Annotated in this window: 21 protein-coding genes; 14 read left to right on the forward strand and 7 right to left on the reverse strand. The window is 66.8% G+C overall.

Annotated elements, in window-relative coordinates; translation table 11 throughout:
* Positions 1-206: 206 nt before the first annotated feature.
* A complete protein-coding gene (locus BDW16_RS13325; protein WP_066571719.1) occupies positions 207-1454 on the reverse strand; it encodes an N-acetylmuramoyl-L-alanine amidase in 1248 nt (415 codons plus the stop codon).
* A gap of 464 nt (positions 1455-1918) precedes the next feature.
* On the opposite strand from BDW16_RS13325, the gene BDW16_RS13330 reads away from it, so the two are divergent.
* The 6 genes from BDW16_RS13330 (at position 1919) to BDW16_RS13355 (ending at position 9663) form a co-directional block, all read left to right on the forward strand.
* On the forward strand, positions 1919-4546 hold the full coding sequence (locus tag BDW16_RS13330; protein ID WP_218016672.1) for an Rne/Rng family ribonuclease: 2628 nt from the start codon (positions 1919-1921) through the stop codon (positions 4544-4546).
* Between the two features lie 132 nt (positions 4547-4678).
* The gene (locus BDW16_RS13335; RefSeq protein WP_241230545.1) at positions 4679-6028 is read left to right on the forward strand and encodes a M48 family metalloprotease; all 1350 of its coding nucleotides are present in this window, start codon (positions 4679-4681) and stop codon (positions 6026-6028) included.
* On the forward strand, positions 6025-6777 hold the full coding sequence (locus BDW16_RS13340) for a DsbA family protein (RefSeq protein ID WP_237241191.1): 753 nt from the start codon (positions 6025-6027) through the stop codon (positions 6775-6777). Before BDW16_RS13335 ends, BDW16_RS13340 begins: the two co-directional genes overlap by 4 nt.
* Positions 6778-6797: 20 nt before the next feature.
* The gene (locus BDW16_RS13345) at positions 6798-7874 is read left to right on the forward strand and encodes a serine hydrolase domain-containing protein (RefSeq protein WP_083954089.1); all 1077 of its coding nucleotides are present in this window, start codon (positions 6798-6800) and stop codon (positions 7872-7874) included.
* Between the two features lie 80 nt (positions 7875-7954).
* Entirely contained in the window at positions 7955-8896 is a 942-nt protein-coding gene (locus BDW16_RS13350; RefSeq protein WP_066571709.1) for an ABC transporter ATP-binding protein, read from the forward strand.
* Positions 8893-9663, forward strand: a complete 771-nt coding sequence (locus tag BDW16_RS13355) for an ABC transporter permease (RefSeq protein ID WP_066571706.1) — start codon at positions 8893-8895, stop codon at positions 9661-9663. The genes BDW16_RS13350 and BDW16_RS13355 overlap by 4 nt, the downstream gene beginning before the upstream one ends.
* A gap of 9 nt (positions 9664-9672) precedes the next feature.
* Here BDW16_RS13355 and BDW16_RS13360 read toward each other — a convergent pair whose 3' ends face one another.
* The 3 genes from BDW16_RS13360 to glpX are packed head-to-tail and all read right to left on the reverse strand — an operon-like array spanning position 9673 to position 13284.
* Positions 9673-11544 (reverse strand): CocE/NonD family hydrolase, encoded by a 1872-nt coding sequence (locus BDW16_RS13360; RefSeq protein WP_066571704.1) that lies wholly within the window; start codon positions 11542-11544, stop codon positions 9673-9675.
* A gap of 50 nt (positions 11545-11594) precedes the next feature.
* Entirely contained in the window at positions 11595-12302 is a 708-nt protein-coding gene (locus tag BDW16_RS13365; RefSeq protein WP_066571701.1) for a CPBP family intramembrane glutamic endopeptidase, read from the reverse strand.
* 13 nt (positions 12303-12315) lie between these two features.
* On the reverse strand, positions 12316-13284 hold the full coding sequence (gene glpX, locus BDW16_RS13370; protein ID WP_066571698.1) for a class II fructose-bisphosphatase: 969 nt from the start codon (positions 13282-13284) through the stop codon (positions 12316-12318).
* A 167-nt stretch (positions 13285-13451) separates the two neighbouring features.
* Between glpX and BDW16_RS13375 the strand changes: the two genes are divergently transcribed.
* From BDW16_RS13375 to BDW16_RS13385, 3 genes are read left to right on the forward strand one after another with little or no spacing between them, the layout of a single operon-like run.
* Positions 13452-13778: a hypothetical protein gene (locus tag BDW16_RS13375; protein ID WP_125958837.1), complete on the forward strand. Its 327-nt coding sequence runs from the start codon at positions 13452-13454 to the stop codon at positions 13776-13778.
* 54 nt (positions 13779-13832) lie between these two features.
* Positions 13833-14183 carry a hypothetical protein gene (locus BDW16_RS13380; protein ID WP_066571693.1) on the forward strand — a complete coding sequence of 117 codons (351 nt, stop codon included), beginning with the start codon at positions 13833-13835 and terminating at the stop codon, positions 14181-14183.
* The gene (locus BDW16_RS13385; RefSeq protein WP_125958836.1) at positions 14180-14668 is read left to right on the forward strand and encodes a hypothetical protein; all 489 of its coding nucleotides are present in this window, start codon (positions 14180-14182) and stop codon (positions 14666-14668) included. Before BDW16_RS13380 ends, BDW16_RS13385 begins: the two co-directional genes overlap by 4 nt.
* Before the next feature lie 4 nt (positions 14669-14672).
* Here BDW16_RS13385 and BDW16_RS13390 read toward each other — a convergent pair whose 3' ends face one another.
* The 3 genes from BDW16_RS13390 to BDW16_RS13400 form a co-directional block, all read right to left on the reverse strand.
* Positions 14673-15965 carry a homoserine dehydrogenase gene (locus tag BDW16_RS13390; RefSeq protein WP_066571688.1) on the reverse strand — a complete coding sequence of 431 codons (1293 nt, stop codon included), beginning with the start codon at positions 15963-15965 and terminating at the stop codon, positions 14673-14675.
* 53 nt (positions 15966-16018) lie between these two features.
* Positions 16019-16969 (reverse strand): isopenicillin N synthase family dioxygenase, encoded by a 951-nt coding sequence (locus BDW16_RS13395; protein WP_066571686.1) that lies wholly within the window; start codon positions 16967-16969, stop codon positions 16019-16021.
* A gap of 125 nt (positions 16970-17094) precedes the next feature.
* Positions 17095-17568, reverse strand: a complete 474-nt coding sequence (locus tag BDW16_RS13400) for a hypothetical protein (RefSeq protein ID WP_100362764.1) — start codon at positions 17566-17568, stop codon at positions 17095-17097.
* Between the two features lie 133 nt (positions 17569-17701).
* On the opposite strand from BDW16_RS13400, the gene BDW16_RS13405 reads away from it, so the two are divergent.
* The 5 genes from BDW16_RS13405 (at position 17702) to BDW16_RS13425 (ending at position 20833) form a co-directional block, all read left to right on the forward strand.
* Positions 17702-18940, forward strand: a complete 1239-nt coding sequence (locus tag BDW16_RS13405) for a multidrug effflux MFS transporter (RefSeq protein WP_066571677.1) — start codon at positions 17702-17704, stop codon at positions 18938-18940.
* A gap of 78 nt (positions 18941-19018) precedes the next feature.
* Positions 19019-19273, forward strand: a complete 255-nt coding sequence (locus BDW16_RS13410; protein ID WP_066571675.1) for a hypothetical protein — start codon at positions 19019-19021, stop codon at positions 19271-19273.
* A 190-nt stretch (positions 19274-19463) separates the two neighbouring features.
* The gene (locus tag BDW16_RS13415; RefSeq protein WP_307693394.1) at positions 19464-19925 is read left to right on the forward strand and encodes a YdeI/OmpD-associated family protein; all 462 of its coding nucleotides are present in this window, start codon (positions 19464-19466) and stop codon (positions 19923-19925) included.
* A 66-nt stretch (positions 19926-19991) separates the two neighbouring features.
* On the forward strand, positions 19992-20399 hold the full coding sequence (locus BDW16_RS13420; RefSeq protein ID WP_066571673.1) for an ExbD/TolR family protein: 408 nt from the start codon (positions 19992-19994) through the stop codon (positions 20397-20399).
* A gap of 38 nt (positions 20400-20437) precedes the next feature.
* The gene (locus BDW16_RS13425) at positions 20438-20833 is read left to right on the forward strand and encodes an acyl-CoA thioesterase (protein ID WP_066571670.1); all 396 of its coding nucleotides are present in this window, start codon (positions 20438-20440) and stop codon (positions 20831-20833) included.
* The last annotated feature ends 63 nt before the right edge of the window (positions 20834-20896 follow it).

The raw sequence follows: 20896 nt of genomic DNA on the forward strand, positions 1-20896 counted from the left end.
TGGCCGAGCTTTCCAGCCGGGGATGCGGCGGGTTGATACGGCTCGGCCAATTCCTCCCCCGACGGGGCAGGTGGCATCGCGACGCGATGACGGAGGGGCTGCCTCGAAGAGGGCAGGAACGCTTAGGCCGATACCGCCGTCTGCGCGGCGGCGCCTCACCCAATCGCTCTCCCGCGCTCCTGAGCCAGCTCAGGGGGAGGAACAAATCACCGCGCCGCCATCCGGGTGGCGAAATGGATGGCGACCGCACGGCTCACGCTTTCCGCCACGCGGCGGCGACCATCGGCGGAATTGAGGAAGGCTGCGTCCTTTGCGTTCGAGATATAGCCGGTCTCGAACAGGATCGACGGCACGTCGGGGGCCTTGAGCACCAACAGCGAGGCCATGCGGTGGTAATTGTCCTTGACCGGCATCAGCCCCTGCGCCTCGCGGCCGAGCAGCCGGGCGAACTTGGCCGAGCTGTTCATCGTCTCGCGCTGGGCCAGATCGATCAGGATCGAGGAAACCTCGCGATTCTGTCCTCCAAGGTCGATGCCCGAGAGCAGGTCCGACTTGTTCTCGCGCGCGGCGAGGCGCGCGGCCTCCTTGTCGGAGGCGACCTCGGAAAGGGTATAGACGGTCGCGCCGCTTGCCTCGGCGTTGTGCGCGGCGTCGCAATGGACCGAGATGAACAGTGCGGCGCCGAGCTTGCGCGCGATCTCGAACCGGTCGCGGTGAAGCAGATAGCGGTCGTCCTCGCGCGTCATCGCGACGCGGACTCGGCCCGAGGAGAGCAGTTCGTCGCGGATCGCGCGCGCGGTCTTGAGCGTCAGGTCCTTTTCCTGAAGCCCGTCGGCGGAGATGGCGCCGGGATCGTGCCCGCCATGGCCGGCGTCGATCACCACCAGCGGGCGGCTTTCATCATCGCCCTGAATGCGCGGCAGCTTGAACGCGGCCGGGCGCGGCGGCACGGGGACCGAGACGCTGTAGCTGTGGCGGCTCGACGCGCGGGTGAAGCTGAAGGGGGGCAGGAAGCTCATCCGTCCTTCGGCCGCGGCGCGGGCGAAGCGCGAATCGTCCACCGTGCGCAGCTCGAGCGTGAGCGCCGTGCCGTCGGCGGAGAAGCGGCCTTGCGTGACGATCGCGGGACGGGCGAGGTCGAACACGACGCGCGACCCGTCGCCGCGCTGCGCCTGCCGCACGTTGCTGACCGGTCCGCCGGCATCGGCTCGCGCGCCTGGCGCCGCGCCCGCAAGATCGAGCGCGATACGGTTCGGACCCGCGAGCACGAAACTGCTCGCCGCCGCCACCCGTTCATCGAACTGGATGACAATGCGGTTCGACTGAACGTCGATCTCGCGGATCGTGCCTGCCCAGCTCGGCGCGCCGGTTAGCCAGCCTGCGAGAAGGGCAAGAAAGAAGGACACCCGGGCGATATGCCGCGCCGGGCTGGGGGGGGTCCAGCCCAAAAGCATGCACGTTTACTCACATCATCAATTCCCTGACCCGGACACGACTAGGACGAAGCAGCTTCAAACGAGGTGAAACAGCAGGGTTAATTTGCAGTTCGGCACATTTTTGCCGGAATGGGTGGCAAGTCCTTGCCGTTCGGGGCTTCGCGGGCTGATCCGTTGCGCGGCCGGTTGCGCGGTGCTACGCATCGCCGACCGGCTTGTGCCGGCCAGTCGCCGCCACCCTGTTTCGGCGGTAATTCAGGTTGATGCTGTGATGTCGCAATTTTCCCGTCGTTCCGATCGCCAGGCCGTTCCGGCCGGCCGGTACGCGACGGTGAAGCATCCGGGCCGCGGGCTCGGGCGTGCGCTTGCAGCAGACGCAAATCTTCAAACCCATTTCGACCGCGCCGCCAGTTGCTGCGCGGTCGGCATCATTGACCGCGCGCCGCGGCTGACAACCGCTCGGCGCGCCCGGAGAACATTAAATGACCATGCGTATGCTGATCGACGCACGCCACCGGGAAGAGACCCGCGTGGCGGTCGTCAAAGGGAACCGAATCGAGGAGTTTGATTTCGAGTCCGCCGAGCGCAAGCAGCTCAAGGGCAATATCTATCTGGCCAAGGTAACCCGCGTGGAGCCCTCGCTCCAGGCGGCGTTCGTCGAATATGGCGGCAACCGCCACGGCTTCCTGGCCTTCAGCGAAATCCACCCCGATTACTATCAGATCCCCAAGGAGGATCGCGACGCGCTGCTGCGCGAAGAGGCCGAGCATGCGGCCGAGGAAGCGGCGCTGCGCGAAGAGGCCGATGACGACCACGACGACGAGCATGACGAGCATGACGGCGCCGAGGATGGCGACGTCGAGGTCGTCGAGCGTCCGGGCGACGAGGATGAGGAAACCTCGGAAGGCGAAGAGGGCGCCAGCGCCAGTGGCGGCCGCCGCCGCCGCGGCCGCAAGGGCAGCGACGATCAGGTCGAGGCGCTGCGCCAGCGCCGCATGAACCTGCGCCGCCGCTACAAGATCCAGGACGTGATCCGCCGCCGCCAGGTGCTGCTGGTCCAGGTCGTCAAGGAAGAGCGCGGCAACAAGGGCGCGGCGCTGACCACCTATCTCAGCCTTGCCGGCCGCTATTGCGTGCTGATGCCCAACACCGCGCATGGCGGCGGGATCAGCCGCAAGATCAGCTCGTCCGCCGATCGCAAGCGCCTGAAGTCGATCATGTCGGACCTCAAGCTGCCGCCGACGATGGGCTGCATCGTCCGTACCGCGGGGCTCCAGCGCACCAAGACAGAGATCAAGCGCGACTTCGACTATCTCGCGCGGCTGTGGGACGAGATTCGCGAGAATACGCTCAAGTCGTCGGCGCCGGCGCTGGTCTATGGCGACAGCGACCTGATCAAGCGTGCGATCCGCGACATCTACAACCGCGACATCGAGGAAGTGATCGTCGAAGGCGAGGAGGGCTACCGCCACGCCAAGGACTTCATGAAGCTGCTGATGCCGAGCCATGCCAAGAAGGTGAAGCATTATTCGGATGCGGTGCCGCTGTTCCAGCGCGCGCATGTCGAGGATCAGCTGTCGGCGATGTACCATCCGGTGGTGCAGCTGAAATCCGGCGGCTATCTCGTCATCAACCCGACCGAGGCGCTGGTCAGCATCGACATCAACTCGGGCCGGTCGACGCGCGAGCATAATATCGAGCAGACCGCGACCGCGACCAATCTGGAAGCGACGCAGGAAATCGCCCGCCAGCTGCGCCTGCGCGACATGGCCGGGCTCGTCGTCATCGACTTCATCGACATGGACCACGGATCGAACGTCCGGAAGGTCGAGAAGGCGATGAAGGAGGCGCTCAAGAACGATCGCGCGCGGATCCAGGTCGGCCGCATCAGTGCCTTCGGCCTGATGGAGATGAGCCGCCAGCGGCTGCGCACCGGCGTGCTCGAGGCATCGACCGTGACCTGCCCGCACTGCGAGGGCACGGGTCTCGTCCGCACCGCCTCGTCGGCGGGCCTGTCCGCGCTGCGCTTGATCGAGGACGAGGCCGCGCGCGGCCGCGGCTCGCTGCTGACGCTGCGGTGCAGCCAGGAAGCGGCCTTCTATGTGCTCAACAAGAAGCGCGCCGACATCGCCGAGATCGAGGACCGCTATGGCGTGACCGTCGAGATCCTGTCGGACGGCGAGCTCGAAGGCGCGCGCATGTCGGTCGAGGCCAGCGGGCCTCCTCCCGCGCACGCACCCAAGTTCGCCGCCGCGATCGAGGAGATCGAGGAAGATATCGTCGAGGAGATCGACGAGGAAGAGGACGAAGAGGACGTCGAGGCCCGCGAGCCGCGCCGCGAGCGCAGCGATCGGGGCGAGGGCGAAGGCGAGGGCCGCAAGCGCCGCCGCCGCCGTCGTGGTCGCCGCGGCCGCCGCGACGACGAGCATGGCGAGCACGGCGAGCGTCAGGACGCTGAGGATGCGGCAGACGAGGACGGCGAAGCCGAGCCGGAGGAAGCAGGCGAAGCCGAGACGTTGGCCGAAACTGCCGCCGACGAGGGCGAGACGCGCAAGCGCCGCCGCCGCGGCCGTCGTGGCGGTCGCCGTGGTGCGACCGGCGAGGGTGGTGAGGCCGTCGAGGCCGAGGTTGCAGAACCGGCCGGGGACGTCGAACCGGTAGCGGTCGTGGCTGAGCCGGTTGTCGAGGAAGCGCCGGCCAAGCCCAAGCGGACGCGCCGGAAGAAGGCCGATGTCGAGGCGGAAGCGCCCGCCGTCGAGGCTGCGCCCGAGCCGGTGGTCGAAGCGGCGGCCGAGCCGGTTGTTGCCGAGGAAGCGCCGGCCAAGCCCAAGCGCCCGCGCCGGAAGAAGGCCGATGTCGAGGCGGAAGCGCCCGCCGTCGAGGCTGCGCCGGAGCCGGTGGCTGAAGCGGCGGCCGGACCGGTTGCCGAAGAAGCGCCGGCCAAGCCCAAGCGCCGTAGCCGGGCCAAGGCCGCCGCGCCGGTCGAGCAGGATCTGGAACCGACCGCCGCGGAAACGGCAGCGGCCGAACCGGCCGATGGCGAACCCGAAGCCGAAGGTGAAGGCGGTGAGCCGCGCCGCGGCTGGTGGCAGCGTACCTTCGGAGCATGATCGATGGGCGGCGGGAATGGGTGCCATTCCCGCCGCTCACCCATCGTTCATGCGGCCTGATCCATCGCGTTTGGGGGCTTGCGGCCGCAGCGGGCGCTTGATCGCAGGGGATAATCCGCCATGATGCCGGCCATGAAGCGCTTCGTATCGTTCTTCGCGCTCCTGCTGCTCATCGGCATCGCGAATCCGGCTTTTGCTCAGTCGATCCTGCGCGACGCGGAGAGCGAGGCGCTGCTCGCGGACATGTCGCGCGATCTGATCAAGGCCGCCAATCTTCAGCCCAACAATGTCCGGATCATCCTGATCAACGATCCGTCGATCAATGCCTTCGTCGCAGGCGGGCAGGCGGTCTATATCCATTCGGGCCTGATCGATGCCGCCTCCAGCGCCAATGAGGTGCAGGGGGTGATCGCGCACGAACTGGGCCATGTCACCGGCGGGCACGTTCCGCTGGGCGATCGGATGGCCAAGGGAGCCACCGGCATCACGATTCTGAGCCTGCTGCTCGGCGCCGCCGCGATGGCCGCGGGATCGGCGGACGCGGGCATTGGACTGATGCAGATGGGTCAGCGCGCAGCGCTCGGCAATTTCCTTGCCTTCAGCCGCGCGCAGGAAGCCACCACCGATGCCGCGGGCGTCAAATATCTTTCGGGCGCCGGCGTCAGCGGGCGCGGGATGCTCGACTTCTTCAAGAAGCTCCAGCAACAGGAATATCGCTGGGGTCTGAAGCGCGGCGGCGAGCAGAGCTATGTGATGAGCCATCCGATGTCGGGCGACCGCATCGCGACGCTGACTGCCGATCTCCAGGCCGATCCGGCGTGGAGCAAGCCCAGCGATCCTTCGCTTGAGGAGCGCTTCCGCCGGATGCAGGCCAAACTGCGCGGCTATGTTTCCGATCCCAAGGATACGCTGCGCCGCTATCCCGAGACCGACACGACCGTGCCGGCGCGGTACGCGCGTGCCTATGCCTATCACAAGTCCGGTTACCCGCAGCAAGCCGCGGCCGAGGCGGCCGCACTGGTGAAGGCTGAGCCGCACAATCCCTATTTCCTTGAGCTGGAAGGGCAGATCCTGCTCGAGTCGGGCAAGCCCAAAGAGGCGATCCCGCCGCTGCGCGAGGCGACGACGCGCACCAACTATCAGCCGTTGATCGCCACCACCTTCGGCCACGCGCTGCTCGCTGTGGAAGATCCGGCACTGCTGCCCGAGGCGGAGAAGGTGCTGCGCCAGTCGGTGGTGCGCGACAAGGAAAACCCCTTCGCCTGGTACCAGCTCGGCATGGTCTATGAGCGCAAGGGCGACAGCACCCGTGCCGCGCTCGCCACCGCGGAGCGAGCGAGCATGATCGGCGATATGGGCCGTGCGCTGACCAGTGCGCAGGCGGCAATGGCGGGGTTGCCGCAAGGCTCGCCCGATTGGATTCGCGCGCAGGACATCGTCATGGCCGCGCAGGCGATGATGCAGGACAGGAAGAGACGTTGAGTGAGGCTATGGTGAAGAATCCGCTGGCGCTTGCCGGCTTGCTGGCGTTGTCCGCGGCGATTGGCGCGGGCGCGGTGCTGGGCGTTCAGGCGCTGGTTCCGGCCGGTGTCGCGGGGATCGACGAGGCGCGGGTCGGCAAGATCGTGCGCAACTATGTGCTCGAGAATCCCGAAATCCTGCCAGAGGCGATGAAGCGTCTGCAGGAGCGCGAGACCGGAAAGGCCGTCGCGTCGAGCCGTTCGGCGATCACCGAGCCATATGCGAGCGCATGGGAAGGCAATCCGAAGGGCGACGTCACCGTCGCGGTCTATATGGACTATGCCTGCGGCTATTGCCGCGCCAGCCTGCCGATGATCGCGCGGCTGGTGGCAGAGGACAGCAATGTCCGCATCGTCTATCGCGAGCTGCCGGTCCTGAGCGAGGTCAGCCGGGTCGCGGCGCGCTGGGGTCTCGCTGCAGCCGAGCAGGGCAAGTTCAAGCCGTTCCACACCGCGCTCTATTCGGCCGGTCAGCTGAGCGAGGCGTCGATCCGTGCGGCATCGGCATCGGCGGGGCTGGACGATGCGAAGGCGCAGGCGGCGCTCGCCACGCCGCGCGTCGAGGCCGAGATCGCCCGCAACCTCGATACCGCAGGCAAGCTCGGCGTCACCGGCACGCCGAGCTGGGTGGTCGGCGACCGGGTGATCTCGGGCATGGTGCCCTATGAGGTCCTTCAGGATGCGGTGAAGGCGGCGCGCAAGAAGGGGTAGCGTCGAGAGGGGAGGGGTGTATGCGTATCGGTGTCCTGGCGATCCTTTTGGCTGGTCTGGCAGCGAGCCCTGCAACCGCGCAGCATACGCGTGACGATGCGATCGCGGCGCTGGCGCGCGCGAACCCCCGCACTGCGATCGGTGCTGCGTTGATCCGCGACGGCAAGGTCGTGTGGACCGGGGTCGCCGGCGCGCAGACCGACAAGCAGCCGGCGACCCGCGACACGCTGTTCAACGTCGCGTCGATGACCAAGCCGGTGACCGCCGAACTGGTGATGCGGCTGGTCCAGGCGAAGCGGATCGGTCTCGACGAGCCGATGGCGCGCGTGTGGATGGACCCCGATGTCGCGGGCGACCCGCGCGCGAACCGGCTCACGCCGCGAATGGCGCTCAGCCACCAGACCGGCTTCCCCAACTGGCGGCCGCAGAACCAGCGGCTGACCTTCGTGCGCGAGCCGGGAACCGGTTTCGTCTATTCGGGCGAGGGCATCGAGCTGGTCGCACGCTTCGCCGCACGCAAGCTGCGCGCGGATTTCGAGGATCTGGCAGACAGCCAAGTGTTCCGCCCGATGGGCCTCACCCGCATCGCCTATACCTGGCGGCCGTGGATGGAGGGCCGGGTAGCGGTTCCGGCGAACGGCAACGGTTACCCCGGAACCGCAGGGCCGCACCCCTATGGCCATTGGCTGGGGGCGGACGACATCTATACGACGGTCGGCGACTATGCGGCCTTCGTCGCGGGAGTAGCGCGCGGCGACGGGTTGAGCGCGGCGCTCAAGGCCGAGCGGTTGCGCCCGCAGGTGGCGATGCCGGGTTGTGCGAAGCCCGTCGCGGGCTGCCCGGACAGCGTGGCGATGGGACTGGGCTGGCAGGTGCTGACCTTCGGCAAGCGGCGGCTGGCGCTGCACGAGGGCGGCGATCCCGGCGTCTCCGCCATCGCCTATTTCGACGTCGATAGCCGCGACGGCGCGCTGATCTTCCTGTCGGGTGAGGGCGACGCACCGCTGGCAATGCAGGTGATCGAGGCGGTCGATCCGCAGTCGCTGGTGCTCAGCGGCTATCGCGCGATGATGAAGTCGCGCGAAACCGCCGAATAAAGAATCGAACGAAGAACGAACATTGCGGGTTGCGCGGGGCGCATCCGTTCCTACATCGCGCGCTCATCAGGGGGCCTTTCATGCAGCCGATCCTCTCCGTTCGCGGTGTCAGCAAGACCTATGCCTCGGGGCACAAGGCGTTGGGATCGGTCGATCTCGACATCAACAAGGGCGAGATTTTCGCGCTGCTGGGACCCAATGGCGCGGGCAAGACGACGCTGATCTCGATCATCTGCGGCATCGTCACGCCGAGTTCGGGCACGATCGTCGTCGATGGGCACGATGCGATCAGCGAGCCGCGCGCGGCGCGGATGAAGATCGGTCTCGTGCCGCAGGAACTGTCGGTGGACATGTTCGAGACGGTCCAGGCGACGACGCGCTACAGCCGTCGGCTGTTCGGCCGCCCTGCGAACGATGCCTATATCGATCAGGTGCTCAAGGACCTGTCGCTCTACGACAAGCGCAATTCCAAGGTAATGGAGCTTTCGGGCGGGATGAAGCGCCGGGTGCTGATCGCCAAGGCGCTGGCGCACGAACCCGACATCCTGTTCCTCGACGAGCCGACTGCGGGCGTCGATGTGTCCTTGCGCCGCGACATGTGGAAGCTGATCGGCTCGCTGCGCGAACGCGGCACCACGATCATCCTAACCACCCACTATATCGAGGAGGCCGAGGAAATGGCCGACCGGGTGGGGGTGATCAACAAGGGCGAACTGCTGCTGGTGGAGGGCAAGGCCGAGCTGATGAAGAAGCTCGGCAAGCGCGAAATGGATATCGCGCTGGTCGAGCCGATGACGGCAATTCCGGGCGAGCTGGAGGAATGGCACCTCGCGCTCGAGGATGAGGGGCATCGCCTGCGCTATACCTTCGACGCGCAGGCCGAGCGCACCGGCATCCCCTCGCTGCTGCGCAAGCTCGGCGATCTCGGCATCCAGTTCAAGGATCTCGATACCTCCAAGTCGAGCCTCGAGGATATCTTCGTCGACCTTGTCGAAACTCGAAATGAGGAGAAGGCGGCATGAAGGGGTTCAACCATCACGGCGTCTGGGCGATCTACCGGTTCGAGATGGCGCGCGCGATGCGTACCCTGTGGCAGAGCCTGGTCACCCCGGTCATCACCACGGCGCTCTATTTCGTAGTGTTCGGCGGCGCGATCGGATCGCGGATGCAGGAGCTCGACGGGGTCGCCTATGGCAGCTTCATCGTGCCGGGCCTGATCATGATGAACCTGTTGCAGCTGTCGATCTCCAACGCGTCGATCGGCATCTACTTTCCGAAGTTCACCGGCACCGTGTACGAGCTGCTCTCGGCGCCGGTCTCGGCGATGGAGATGGTGATCAGCTATGTCGGCGCGGCGGCGACGAAGTCGATCGCGATCGGTCTGATCATCCTGGTGACGGCGATGCTGTTCGTCGACGTGCCGATCAGGCATCCCGCGATGATGCTGACGATGCTGGTGCTGACGGCGCTTACCTTCTCCATGCTCGGCTTCATCATCGGCATCTGGGCCAAGGGGTTCGAGCAGCTCTCGTTCGTGCCCGCGCTGATCGTGACGCCGCTGACCTTCCTCGGCGGCGCCTTCTACACGATCAACATGCTGCCCGATCCGTGGCGGACGATCAGCCTCGCCAACCCGGTCGTCTACCTCGTCAGCGGGTTCCGCTGGAGCTTTTTCGGCACCGGCGACGTGTCGATCGGGGTCAGCCTCGGCTTCACCGCGGCGTTCATGCTGGTCTGCCTCGGCGTGATCGGCTGGATCTTCAAGAGCGGCTGGCGGCTCAAGAACTGAGCCGCCGCTTCATCCCGCAACCGGCAATGTGACAAGCGATCCGGCGCACACCCGCTGGGTCGCCTTCACGAAGTCGGCGGGCTTGGCCTTGTAGATATTGGGTACGAAACGCTGCGGGTTGCGGTCGATCACCGGGAACCAGCTCGACTGGACCTGAACCATGATCCGGTGCCCCTTTCTGAAGACATGGTCATGGTCGCGCAGCGGCACGTTCCACGCGACCACCTTGTTCGGAACCAGCGGCTTGGGCGTGGAGAAGCTCTCCAGCCAGCGTCCGCGCCGCACCTCCATCGCGATCGGCAGCTGATAGCCGTTGAGCGTCTTCGGATAATCGCCCAACGCCTTGATCGGGGTCGTCCTGTCATAGTCGTCGGGCAGGACGTCGATCAGCTTGACGACCATGTCGCTGTCGGTGCCCGAGGTCGAGGCCTGCAGCGTTGCGCTGATCGCGCCGCTGACGGTCAGGTCCTTGTCGAGCGGCGCACTGACATAGGTCAGCACGTCGGGCCGCCCGTTGACGAAACGCTGGTCCGCCGCTTCCCACCATTTCCATTCCTGCGACGGATAGGTGACCGAGATCGGCCGCTCGCGGTATGGCACCGGGTTGGCCGGGTCGGAGATATATTCGCGGCAGCCTTCGCCCGAGGGTGCGGTGAACGACAGCGATCCGTCGGCATGAAGATAGAGGCTGGTCGCCTTGCTCTCCGCGGGCGGCCATTTGGCGTAGGTCTTCCACTCCCACGATCCGCTCTGGAAGATCCTGGCCTCGCCGGTTGGTCGAGGGCCCTTGCCGTGCAGCCAATAGGCGAAGAAGGGCGCTTCGATGTCGCGCATGAACTCGGTGCCGCTGGGCTTGCCGAACGGGATATAGCCGAGATTGTCGCCCGCATCGCGCCAGCTGCCATGGTTCCACGGACCCGCGACGATCATGCTCAGCCCCTTGGGATCGTCCTTCTCCATCCGCTCGTAGATCTTCCAGCCGCCGAGCGGGTCCTCCTGGTCCCAGAAGCCGACGACATGGAGCGTCGGCACGGTGGTGCGTCCGAGCCGGTCGGTCCACACCTGTCGCTTCCAGTGATCGTCATAGTCGGGGTGTTCGATGACCTGGGTCAGCATCGGCACGCTGCCCTTGAAATGCAGCTTGTCGAGATTCTCGACGGGGCCGAGCTTCAGGAACCAGTCGTACAGGTCCACCGGCGGTGGCCCGCCGGGGTTGTAGTCGAAGTCGTCGCCATTCTTGTTGTTCTGAAGGCCATAGGCCCAGTCGGTGAGGTAGGAGAGGCGGAACGCACCGTAGCGGTGCAGGTCGTCGTTCATCCACCAGTCGTTCCACGCCGCCTGCGGGCTCGCCGCCTTCAGTGCCGGGTGCGGCCGGGCGAGCGCGACGGCGGCGGTATAACCCGGATAGGAACCGCCCATCATGCCGACGCGGCCATTGTTGCCGGGGAGATTCTTCACCAGCCAGTCGATCGTGTCATACGCGTCGCTCGCCTCGTCCGGCGCGTTCGACCCTTGCGGCGAGAGCGCCGTCGACATGTCGAACCTGCCTTCCGACTTGTAGCGCCCGCGCATGTTCTGGATGACGAGAATATAGCCGTCCTGCATAAGGAAGCGCATCGATTCCGGCGTCGAGCGCGGTGCGGCGTTGGGGACGCCATAGGGCGTGCGCCGCAGGATGATCGGCAGTTTCCCGGCCTTGTCCGTCGGGCGCAGGATCACCGTCTGCAGCCGGGTCCCGTCGCGCATCGGGATCATGATTTCCTCACGCGTGAAGGCCGCTGTCGGCGGCGTCGTCGTCGTCGCCTGGCGTGCCGGGGCAGGGGCCGTCAATGCGGTGGCGGCGAGGGCGGCGGCAAGAAGGGCGGCGGTGCGGCGATACATTCACTCTCTCCCGGGTTTGAGCGGGAATAGAGGGGCGGTATCCGTCGCTGTCAATCGCTCCTTGGCCGAAGCAATGCCGGGCGCAGGACGAGGCCGTTGAGGTTGAGCAGCACATGCACCAGCATCGCGAACCACAGATCGCCCGTCGCCAGATAGATCGTCGCGAGCAGCGCGCCGGCGAGGGCGGAGAAGGCCATGCCGGCCCAGCCCTGATAACGGTGCGCGCCGGCGAAGAGCAACGTCGCGAGCGTAAAGCCAAGCGGCGCGCTTCCGGTCGCCAGCGTCGCGAACAGCGGCAGGGCAAGGCGAAAGAACAGCTCCTCGACGATCCCCGCGGCGGTGCCCAGCGCGGCGGTCCAGCCCAGTTCGCTGCGGTTGCGCGGCAGGATACGCTCGATATCGCCGGCGCTGAACGGCGGTTTCCCGCGTCCCAATCGCCAGCGCGCGAGGAGAAGTCCGATCAGCGCGCCGCCGGCCAGGCCCCCCAGCACCGCGGCCTCGAACGCCGCGCCCTCGAAACCGGCAAGCCAGCGCGCTTCGGCCGCCAGCGCCGCGAACTCGGGCGGCAGGCGGGTCAGCGCGTCGAGCCGCCCGCCGATCGCCAGCGCGGCGATCGCGGTCATCCCGAACGCCAGCGGCGCGCGGCGCATCCAGCGGCGATAGCGGTCGATCCGGCTGGTTTGCGGCGGCACCCCGCCGCCCCGGAGATACCAGGCATAGGCGGCGATGAGTGCCGCCAGCAGCGCCCAGTGGATCAACCGTGCAGCCTCGTCATCCGTTGCGGTGCTCGCCCCGCACCCAGCGGACGGTGCCCGAGCTTGAGCGCATCACGACGCTTTCGGTGGTCATCTTGCCCGGCTTGCGCTTGACGCCTTCGAGCAGCGATCCGTCGGTCACGCCGGTCGCGGCGAAGATGCAGTCGCCCTTGGCCAGCTCGGTCAGGTCGTACTGCTTGTCGAGATCCTCGATCCCCCAGCGGCGCGCGCGCGACCGCTCATCCTCGTTGCGGAAGACGAGCCGGCCCTTGAACTGGCCGCCGACGCAACGCAGCGCGGCGCAGGCGAGCACGCCCTCGGGCGCGCCGCCCTGGCCCATATAGACGTCGATCGTCGTGTCGGGATCGGTGGTGGCGATGACGCCCGCAACGTCACCGTCGCCGATCAGCACCACGCCGCAGCCGATCGCGCGCAGCTCGGCGATCATCTTCTCGTGGCGCGGACGATCGAGCACGCAGGCGATGATCTCGTTCGGCTTGACGCCCTTGGCCGCGGCGATCGCCTCGATGTTCGCGGTCGGCGACTTGTCGAGATCGATGACGTTCGGCGGATAGCCCGGGCCGACTGCGATCTTGTCCATATAGACGTCGGGGGCGTTGAGCAGGTTGCCCTCTTCGGCGATCGCCAGCACGGCAAGGCTGTTCGGCCCCGCCTTGGCACAGATGGTGGTGCCTTCGAGCGGGTCGAGCGCGATGTCGATCTTCGGGCCCTTGCCCGGTGCGCTGCCCACCTTCTCGCCGATATAGAGCATCGGCGCCTCGTCGCGCTCGCCCTCGCCGATCACGACGGTGCCGTCCATGTAGAGCGAGTTGAGCGAGGCACGCATCGCCTCGACCGCGGCGGCATCGGCCGCCTTCTCGTCACCGCGGCCGGTGAGTTTGGAGGCGGCGATCGCCGCGGCTTCGGTGACACGCACCATTTCGAGCACAAGAACGCGGTCGAGCACCTTGCTGGCGGTCTGCATGATCGGCGAAGCCCTCTCTCAATTCGTTTCCGCTGCGCGATAGGAGCGCGTGGCGTCCTTGTCGATGGGGGCCAACGCTGTCATCCGTTCAAAAGCCGCAATGATGCGAAACCAGATGCGGTTCGCGGCGTTCGGCAGGTAACCTGGGACTGGACAGGGCGTTCGGGATGTTGAGTTTGCTGCTGGCGTTGAGTGTGGCGGGTGAGCCGCCGAAGATCGTAACCCTTCCCAAACGCGCTCGCCCCGCGGCCGTGGTGCGCAAACGTACCGCGCGAAAGGCCGTGCGGCGCGCGGTGCCGCAGCCGGCATCCCTGTGTCTCACCGGAAGCTGCTCCCAGTCCGCTGCGCCGGGCGATCGGCTGACCGGTGTGACGACGCAGGAGCATAGCGGCAAGATGGACGTGGTCCGGTCGACCGGGATGCCCTGCGGCGTGCAGGGCGCGCCGGTCTGCCCGAAGAAGGGCCAGGAGCTGCTGCACACGCGCATCGACTGAGGCGTTTTCCCAGCGCCTTTGTTATGCTATCGCAACGAGCGGAGGGTTATGCCCATGTCCGTGTTGCTTGTGCTTGCGTTTACGCTTCAGGCTGGCGGCGGCGATGCCGCGATGCAGGCGTATCGCGAAAAGACCCGTGCCATCATCCCGTGCAAGACCACCGGCGATCCCGACGAGGTGACGATCTGCGCGCTGCGGGAGGCCGATAAGAAATACCGCGTCCCGTTCGTCAGCGTCCGTGCGGCGGATAATGTGCCTGCCCAGACCGAGCGGGTGCTTGAGGACGTGATGTTCCAGTGCGGCGTCAGCGGCCCGTTCCTCACCCAATGCGGCGGGATGGTCGGCGTGACGATCGGCGTCGGTTTCGACGGCAAGGCGATGCGCAAGCGCGAGCCGGCGCCGTGAGCCGATTGGCGGGGACCGGCGCGGTGCTGTCGTTCGGTCTGGCCGCGATCGCGAGCCCGGCATTCTCCCAGAGTGTCGCTACGGATCCGGTCGTCGAGCTGCCCGCGCAATGCAGCTTCTCGAAGCCCGCGCAGGCCAAGACGTCACTGCGCGACGCACCAGACATCGCCGACGAGTTCAGGCGAGTCGGTCTGGTGATCGCAGATGTTGGCGAACCCTATGTGCCGTTCGACGTTGTCGACAGCGCGAAGAACCTGCCGCACCGGCAGTTCCTCCGCGCCTACGCCTTCGCGGATCGCACGATTGCCTGGTATTATCATGGCGGCAGTATCGTGACGCATGTCCACGTCGTCGAACTGCGCCCGCAGCGGGACCGGCGCGACGAGCCACCGGTTCTCCGCATGACCGCAAGGGGTCTTATCGGGCCGCCATGCGAAGCAACCGAAGCGCTGTTGAGCGGCGTTTCCAGCGCGAGCGACTGGTAGCGGACTATTCGCCCAGAATGTGCATCCACATCGGCTCGCCGGCCAGGCTGGGCGAGCCGCGCAGCTTCTCCAGCGCCTGCGCGATCGAACGCTCGGGCACTTCGTGCGTCACGATCGCGACGAGCACGCTGCCATCGGCCATCGCGCCGCGCTGGATCAGCGATTCGATCGAGACGCCGGCATCGCGCATCGCTGCAGCGATCTCGGCGAGCACGCCGACCTTGTCGGCGACGGTGAAGCGCAGATAGGCGCGGCCGCGCCGTTCGCCGGTGGGGGCGACCGGCTCGGCGGCCAGGCTGGTGGCGGGCATCGCATAGGGCGGGCCGAATTCGGTGCGGGCGATGTCGATCAGGTCGGCGACCACGGCGCTCGCAGTCGGGCCGTCGCCCGCGCCCGCGCCCTGGAACAGCAGCCGGCCGACGAAATTGCCTTCCGCCACGACCGCGTTGGTCGGGCCGAGGACATGCGCCAGCGGATGCGAAAGCGGGACAAGGTGGGGGTGGACGCGCTGGAACAGCCCATTGCCGCTCAGGTCCGCGATGCCGAGTAGGCGGATGCGATAGCCCAGCGCCGCGGCTTCGGCGATATCGGCGGCGAGCAAATGGCGGATGCCGCCGATCGCGACGTCGCCGAACGCCGGCTGGGTGCCGAACGCAATGCTCGCGAGGATCGAGAGCTTGTGCGCGGCATCGACGCCGTCGATGTCGAAGCTGGGATCGGCTTCGGCAAAGCCCGCCGCCTGCGCCTCGGCCAGCACCTCGCCGAAGTCGCGGCCTTCGGCTTCCATCTTGGAGAGGATGAAATTGCAGGTGCCGTTGAGGATGCCATAGACGCGGTCGATCTGGTTCGCCGCTGCGCCCTCGCGCAACCCCTTGATCACCGGCACGCCGCCTGCGACCGCCGCCTCGAACTTCATCGGCGTGTCGCTCTTCTCGGCGACCTGAGCGAGTTCGAGCCCGTGATGCGCGATCATCGCCTTGTTGGCGGTGACCAGGCCCTTGCCCGCCGCGAGCGTCGCACGCGCGAGCGCAAGCGCGGGACCATCGGAGCCGCCGATCAGCTCGACCACCACGTCCGCCTTGGGGTGGCGGGCGAGTTCGGTCATGTCGTCGACCCAGTCGAAGCGCGTGATGTCGACGCCGCGATCCTTGGCGCGATCGCGCGCGGAAACCGCGACGATCTCGATCGGCCGGCCCGCACGGCGCGCGATCAGCTCGGCATTGGCGTCGATCAGGCGAATGACGCCCGCACCCACGGTTCCAAGGCCGGCAAGAGCAACGCGCAACGGTTCGGTCATGTCTAAATCTCCTGGCACTCCCGCTAGAGAATGCCCGGAGCGCCGCAACCCTATTATTTCTTTGTGAGGCCGATCTCGCGAAGGCGTTCCGCCAGATAGTCGTGCGCGGTGATCGGCGGCTCGCGCTCGGGATTCTCCGCGGTCACGCATTGCGGTAGCGCCTTGATCAGGAAATCGGGCGCGGGGTGGAGGAAGAAGGGCATCGAATAGCGCGGGGTGCCGCGGCGCTCGACCGGCGGGTTGACCACGCGATGGGTGGTCGAGGGCAGGACATGGTTGGTCAGCCGCTGGAGCATGTCGCCGACATTGACCACCATCGCGCCTTCGGGCGGCTTGACCGGTAGCCACTGGCCGTCCTTGTCGAGCAGCTCAAGGCCTGCTTCCTCGGCGCCCAGCAGCAGCGTGATCAGGTTGATGTCCTCATGCGCCCCGGCGCGCACGTTCGGCGCGTCCTCGGTCACCGGCGGATAATGGAGCAGGCGCAGCACCGAATTGCCGTCCTTGACCGCAGGGTCGAACCAGTCGGGCTCGAGGCCGAGGTGCCGGGCGATCGCCGAGAGCAGCTTGTCGCCCGCGGTGTCGAACGCGGCGAACAGTTCGAGGAAGGTGTCGCGGAACCCCTCGGGCCGGTCGGGCCAGATATTGGGGGCCATGTTCGTCTCGAACCGGTGCCCGGCGGGCAGCTCGCGGCCGATATGCCAGAACTCCTTCAAGTCCACATACTCGGCGCCCTTGGCGATCTCGGTCTTGAACGGGGTGTAGCCGCGCGCGCCGCCGCCGCCCGCAACGAAATACCCGCGCTTCTCCTCCTCGGGCAGGTCGAAGAACGCCTTGGTCGCCGCCCAGGCGCGATCGATCAGATCCTGGGGGACGCCGTGATCGGACACCATCGCGAAGCCGAACCGCTCGAACGAACCGCCGAGCGCCGCGGCGAAGCCATCGGGATCGCTCTTCTGATCGGCCAGGCTGACCAGCGGGACTTCGGCGAGAAGAGTGTCGGACATTCAAGGTAACTCCGGAAACGATTCTCCCGGAAATAGACCTTCGCGGCGTCTTGGAACAGAGGCGGGAGAGGCACGGTGCCGCGTACCCCTCCCACGACCAATCGCCTACGCAGCGACGGACCTGATTACTTGCCGAGGACGGTCAGCGTGCCACGGCTCTTCGAGTCGCCCGCAGCGTCGATGTCGAGCGTGAAGTCGCTGCCCTCGCTGGTCTTGCCGCTGAGCTGGCCGTCCTTCGCCGCGACGGTGAAGCCGGCGGTCTGCATCTGCTCCTGGAACCAGTTGCGGACCTTGTCCGCGGCGGCCGGCGCGTCGAACTGGACGCGGACACTGTCCTCGCCGCCCTTGTCCTGATTGGCGTCGACATTGAGGCTGGCGATGGTCGAGCCGGGATAGAGCTTCAGCCCGTCGACCTCGAAATTGTCTGCGCCGAGATCGAATTTGGGGAGCTTGATCGATCCTTCGAAGCCCGGTGCCTTGACGGCGACGCGGCCGTCCTTGTCGGCCCTGATCGATGCTTCGCCTTCGCCGCTCTTGACCGAGATGCTGGCGCCATTGCCCTCGCCCGACCCGTCGCCGCAGGCCGTGAGCGCCGCCATCAGGGGAAGGACAAGCCAGTGCCGGGTCATACGCAAGCTCCACCGTGTTAGTTATGCAATACACTAGGCATATCGAGAAAATAAATCAAGGCGCGGGGTGACGCATCCGGAGCGATGCGGCATTGGGCGCGGCATGGACGCGCAGACCCATCAACCCGGCGAGGCGGCGAACCGCTCGCCCATTCCGATGGGCGAGTTCGTCGCGCTGATCGCAGCGATCATGGCACTGACCGCGCTCGGGATCGATTCGATGCTCCCGGCGCTGCCCGCGATCAGCGACGAGCTGGGCGTCACTCAGCCCAATCACCGCCAGTACGTCATCACCGCCTTCATGCTCGGTTTCGCCGTGGCACAGCTGTTCCACGGTCCGCTCGCGGACCGGTTCGGGCGCAAGCCGGTGATCATGGGCGCGCTCGCTTGCTATGTCGTGACCAACGCGGTTGCCGCCTTCTCGGGCAGTTTCGAGCTGCTGCTGCTCGCCCGCGCGGCGAGCGGGGCGGCGGTCGCGGCGGGGCGCGTGGTGACGGTGGCGCTGGTGCGCGACTGTTTCCAGGGGCGGGCGATGGCGCGGGTGATGAGCCTTGCCTTCATGACCTTCATGATCGTGCCGGTGCTGGCGCCCGCCTGGGGCCAGCTGATGGTGATCATCTTCGGATCGTGGCGGCTGATCTTCGGCGGCATCGCGATCATCGCGGCGCTGGTGCTGATCTGGTTCACCGCCCGTATGCCCGAAACCCTGCCGCGCGACGCGGTCCAGCCGCTCGACCTGCGCGCGATCTGGCGCGGCTATGGCAAGATGTTCCGCGACCGCTGGGCCGTCGGCTACACGTTCGCGACGACCGCCATTTCGGGCTGTTTCTTCTCCTTCATCGGGTCGATCCAGCAGATCGTCTATGATGTGTTCAAGCGGCCGGAACTGCTGACATTGGTGTTCGCGTCGGTCGCCGGGCTGATGGCGCTCGGATCGTTCCTCAACTCGCGGCTGGTGATGCGGTTCGGGATGCGCTTTCTCTCGCACTTCGCGCTGGTGGCGACGACGTCGCTCGCCGTGATCCACCTGATCGTGATCCTGCTGGGGGGCGAGACTCTGTGGGTGTTCATCGCGCTGCAGGCGCCGATGATGGCGGCGATGGGCCTCGCCAACTCGAATTTTTCGGCGATGGCGATGGAGAATATGGGTGAGATCGCGGGCACCGCGTCGAGCCTTCAGGGCTTCATCGCGACGATGGGCGCCGCGGTGCTCGGCGCGGTGATCGGCCAGTCGTTCGACGGGACGACGGTGCCGCTCTACCTTGGCTTCACCGTGCTGGGCCTTGCCGCGCTCGTCATCGTCTTCGTCACCGAACGCGGCAAGCTGTTCCGCCGCAGCTGACCCGGCGCGCCACGGCTTCAAGGAACCGTGCGCGCCCTCCCGCCGTTCCAGCCTTCAGGAGAAGCAAGGAGGGCTGCGATGGGCGGTCATCAGGTTCCCGGGCGCGGGCCCGGCGACGACGGTTATGACGAGGATGGCTATGACGAGAGCCAGCGCGCGGAGATACTCGAAGTAACGCGCAACGGCCCGACCGATGGCCTGGTCCAGACCGATCTCGATCCCGATCTGGGCGAGGAGATCGACGCCGAGGACGACGACGAACTTGAGATGATCGCCGACGACGCCGAGGGCGATGTGGCGGAGTTCGACGCGGACGAGGAAGACGACGCCTAGCGCTCCGCAGCGATTGACTGTCGCATGCTTCGGGCCGAGCATCCCGGCGACAGGAGCGCGCCATGGCCACCGATCCTCGGGTCGATTCCTATATCGAGCGTCAGGCCGATTTCGCCCGGCCAGTCCTTATCTGGCTGCGTGCCCGGATCCATGCCGCCTGCCCGAGGTCGAGGAAAGCATCAAATGGGGCATGCCCGCTTTCTCGCATCGCGGCCGGCCGCTCGCGAACATGGCAGCGTTCAAGGCGCATGCGAGCTTCGGCTTCTGGTATCGCGAGCAGATGGCGACGGGCAAAGAGGGGGAGGCGATGGGCCAGTTCGGCCGGATCGCATCGCTCGCCGACCTGCCTGACGAAGCCGCGATGGAGGCACAGGTGCGCGAGGCGGTGGCGCTGATCGAGTCGGGGGAGCGGCCGAAGCGCGCCGCAAAGCCGCCCAGGCCCGAGGCCGAGATACCCGAGGTGCTGGCCGAGGCGTTGGCCCGCGATCCGGAAGCCGCCGCCAACTTTGAAGCCTTCGCGCCCAGCTGCCGCCGCGACTATTGCGAATGGATCGGCGAAGCCAAGCGCGAGGCGACGCGCGACAAAAGGCTGGCCGAGGCGATGGCCTGGATCCGCGCGGGCAAGAAGCGCCACTGGAAATATCAAAGCTGATGAAGCGACTTGCGTTCGGTACCAGATATGTGATGATGCAACATCGCTAGCGATAGGAGGTGCCTTATGCGTCGTTCGATTGCTTATCGTGAGCCCGAGCCGATCTCCGCGCTCAACACCACCCCGCTGATCGATGTGCTGCTGGTGCTGTTGATCATGCTGATCGTCACCATCCCTGCCGCGATGCACAAGCTGCCGGTCGACCTGCCGGCGGGGCCGCCGAAGACGGCGCCTGAGCTGCCCCACCGTCTGGACATCGGTGCTGCGGGCAACCTCGCCTGGGACGGGCGGCCGATCAGCGATGCCGAGCTTCCGGCTCTGCTTGACGCGACCGTTGCGGAGAGCGGCGTGCTCCAGTTCAGGGCCGACGAAGCCGCACGCTACGAACGCTTCGCCACGGTCCTCAATACGGTCAAGCGGGCCGGTGTGACGAAGCTCGGCTTCGTCGGCAACGAGCGGATGGCGTTCGACTGAGCTTTGCAGCGCGCCATAGGTGCCGTAAACGTCAACCTATGGCGCGCTTCACACGCACGATCACCGCCGGGCCGGACGACATCGACGAGCTCGGTCACGTCAACAATGCGGTCTGGGTCCGCTGGATCCAGGATGTCGCGGTGGCGCACTGGCACGCGGTCGCCGCACCCGAGCATCACGACGCCTATATCTGGGTCGTGACCCGGCACGAGATCGACTATCGCGGCAACGTGTCCCAAGGCGAGACGGTGACCGCCGAGACCTGGGTGCCCGATCCGCCGCGCGGCGCCCGCTTCGACCGCCACATGCGCTTCACCGGTGCCGACGGCAAGGTGAAGGTCGAGGCGGTCTCGACCTGGGCGATGCTCGACCGCGCGACCGGAAGGCTGGTGCGCGTGCGCGACGAGATCGCCGCGCCGTTTCTGGAGGGGTGAGGGGCCGACCCCCTCACACCGTCATCCTGAACTTGTTTCAGGATCCATGTCTCCACAGGCGAC

It is taken from the genome of Sphingomonas koreensis, assembly GCF_002797435.1.
Lineage (GTDB): Bacteria > Pseudomonadota > Alphaproteobacteria > Sphingomonadales > Sphingomonadaceae > Sphingomonas > Sphingomonas koreensis.

Coding starts and splice junctions, on each gene's coding strand:
- BDW16_RS13325 (WP_066571719.1), bottom strand. CDS start 1,454: ATGCTTTTGGGCTGGACCCCCCCCAGCCCGGCGCGGCATATCGCCCGG.
- BDW16_RS13330 (WP_218016672.1), top strand. CDS start 1,919: ATGACCATGCGTATGCTGATCGACGCACGCCACCGGGAAGAGACCCGC.
- BDW16_RS13335 (WP_241230545.1), top strand. CDS start 4,679: ATGAAGCGCTTCGTATCGTTCTTCGCGCTCCTGCTGCTCATCGGCATC.
- BDW16_RS13345 (WP_083954089.1), top strand. CDS start 6,798: ATGCGTATCGGTGTCCTGGCGATCCTTTTGGCTGGTCTGGCAGCGAGC.
- BDW16_RS13350 (WP_066571709.1), top strand. CDS start 7,955: ATGCAGCCGATCCTCTCCGTTCGCGGTGTCAGCAAGACCTATGCCTCG.
- BDW16_RS13355 (WP_066571706.1), top strand. CDS start 8,893: ATGAAGGGGTTCAACCATCACGGCGTCTGGGCGATCTACCGGTTCGAG.
- BDW16_RS13360 (WP_066571704.1), bottom strand. CDS start 11,544: ATGTATCGCCGCACCGCCGCCCTTCTTGCCGCCGCCCTCGCCGCCACC.
- glpX (WP_066571698.1), bottom strand. CDS start 13,284: ATGCAGACCGCCAGCAAGGTGCTCGACCGCGTTCTTGTGCTCGAAATG.
- BDW16_RS13375 (WP_125958837.1), top strand. CDS start 13,452: ATGTTGAGTTTGCTGCTGGCGTTGAGTGTGGCGGGTGAGCCGCCGAAG.
- BDW16_RS13380 (WP_066571693.1), top strand. CDS start 13,833: ATGTCCGTGTTGCTTGTGCTTGCGTTTACGCTTCAGGCTGGCGGCGGC.
- BDW16_RS13390 (WP_066571688.1), bottom strand. CDS start 15,965: ATGACCGAACCGTTGCGCGTTGCTCTTGCCGGCCTTGGAACCGTGGGT.
- BDW16_RS13395 (WP_066571686.1), bottom strand. CDS start 16,969: ATGTCCGACACTCTTCTCGCCGAAGTCCCGCTGGTCAGCCTGGCCGAT.
- BDW16_RS13400 (WP_100362764.1), bottom strand. CDS start 17,568: ATGGCGGCGCTCACGGCCTGCGGCGACGGGTCGGGCGAGGGCAATGGC.
- BDW16_RS13405 (WP_066571677.1), top strand. CDS start 17,702: ATGGACGCGCAGACCCATCAACCCGGCGAGGCGGCGAACCGCTCGCCC.
- BDW16_RS13410 (WP_066571675.1), top strand. CDS start 19,019: ATGGGCGGTCATCAGGTTCCCGGGCGCGGGCCCGGCGACGACGGTTAT.
- BDW16_RS13415 (WP_307693394.1), top strand. CDS start 19,464: ATGCCCGCTTTCTCGCATCGCGGCCGGCCGCTCGCGAACATGGCAGCG.
- BDW16_RS13420 (WP_066571673.1), top strand. CDS start 19,992: ATGCGTCGTTCGATTGCTTATCGTGAGCCCGAGCCGATCTCCGCGCTC.
- BDW16_RS13425 (WP_066571670.1), top strand. CDS start 20,438: ATGGCGCGCTTCACACGCACGATCACCGCCGGGCCGGACGACATCGAC.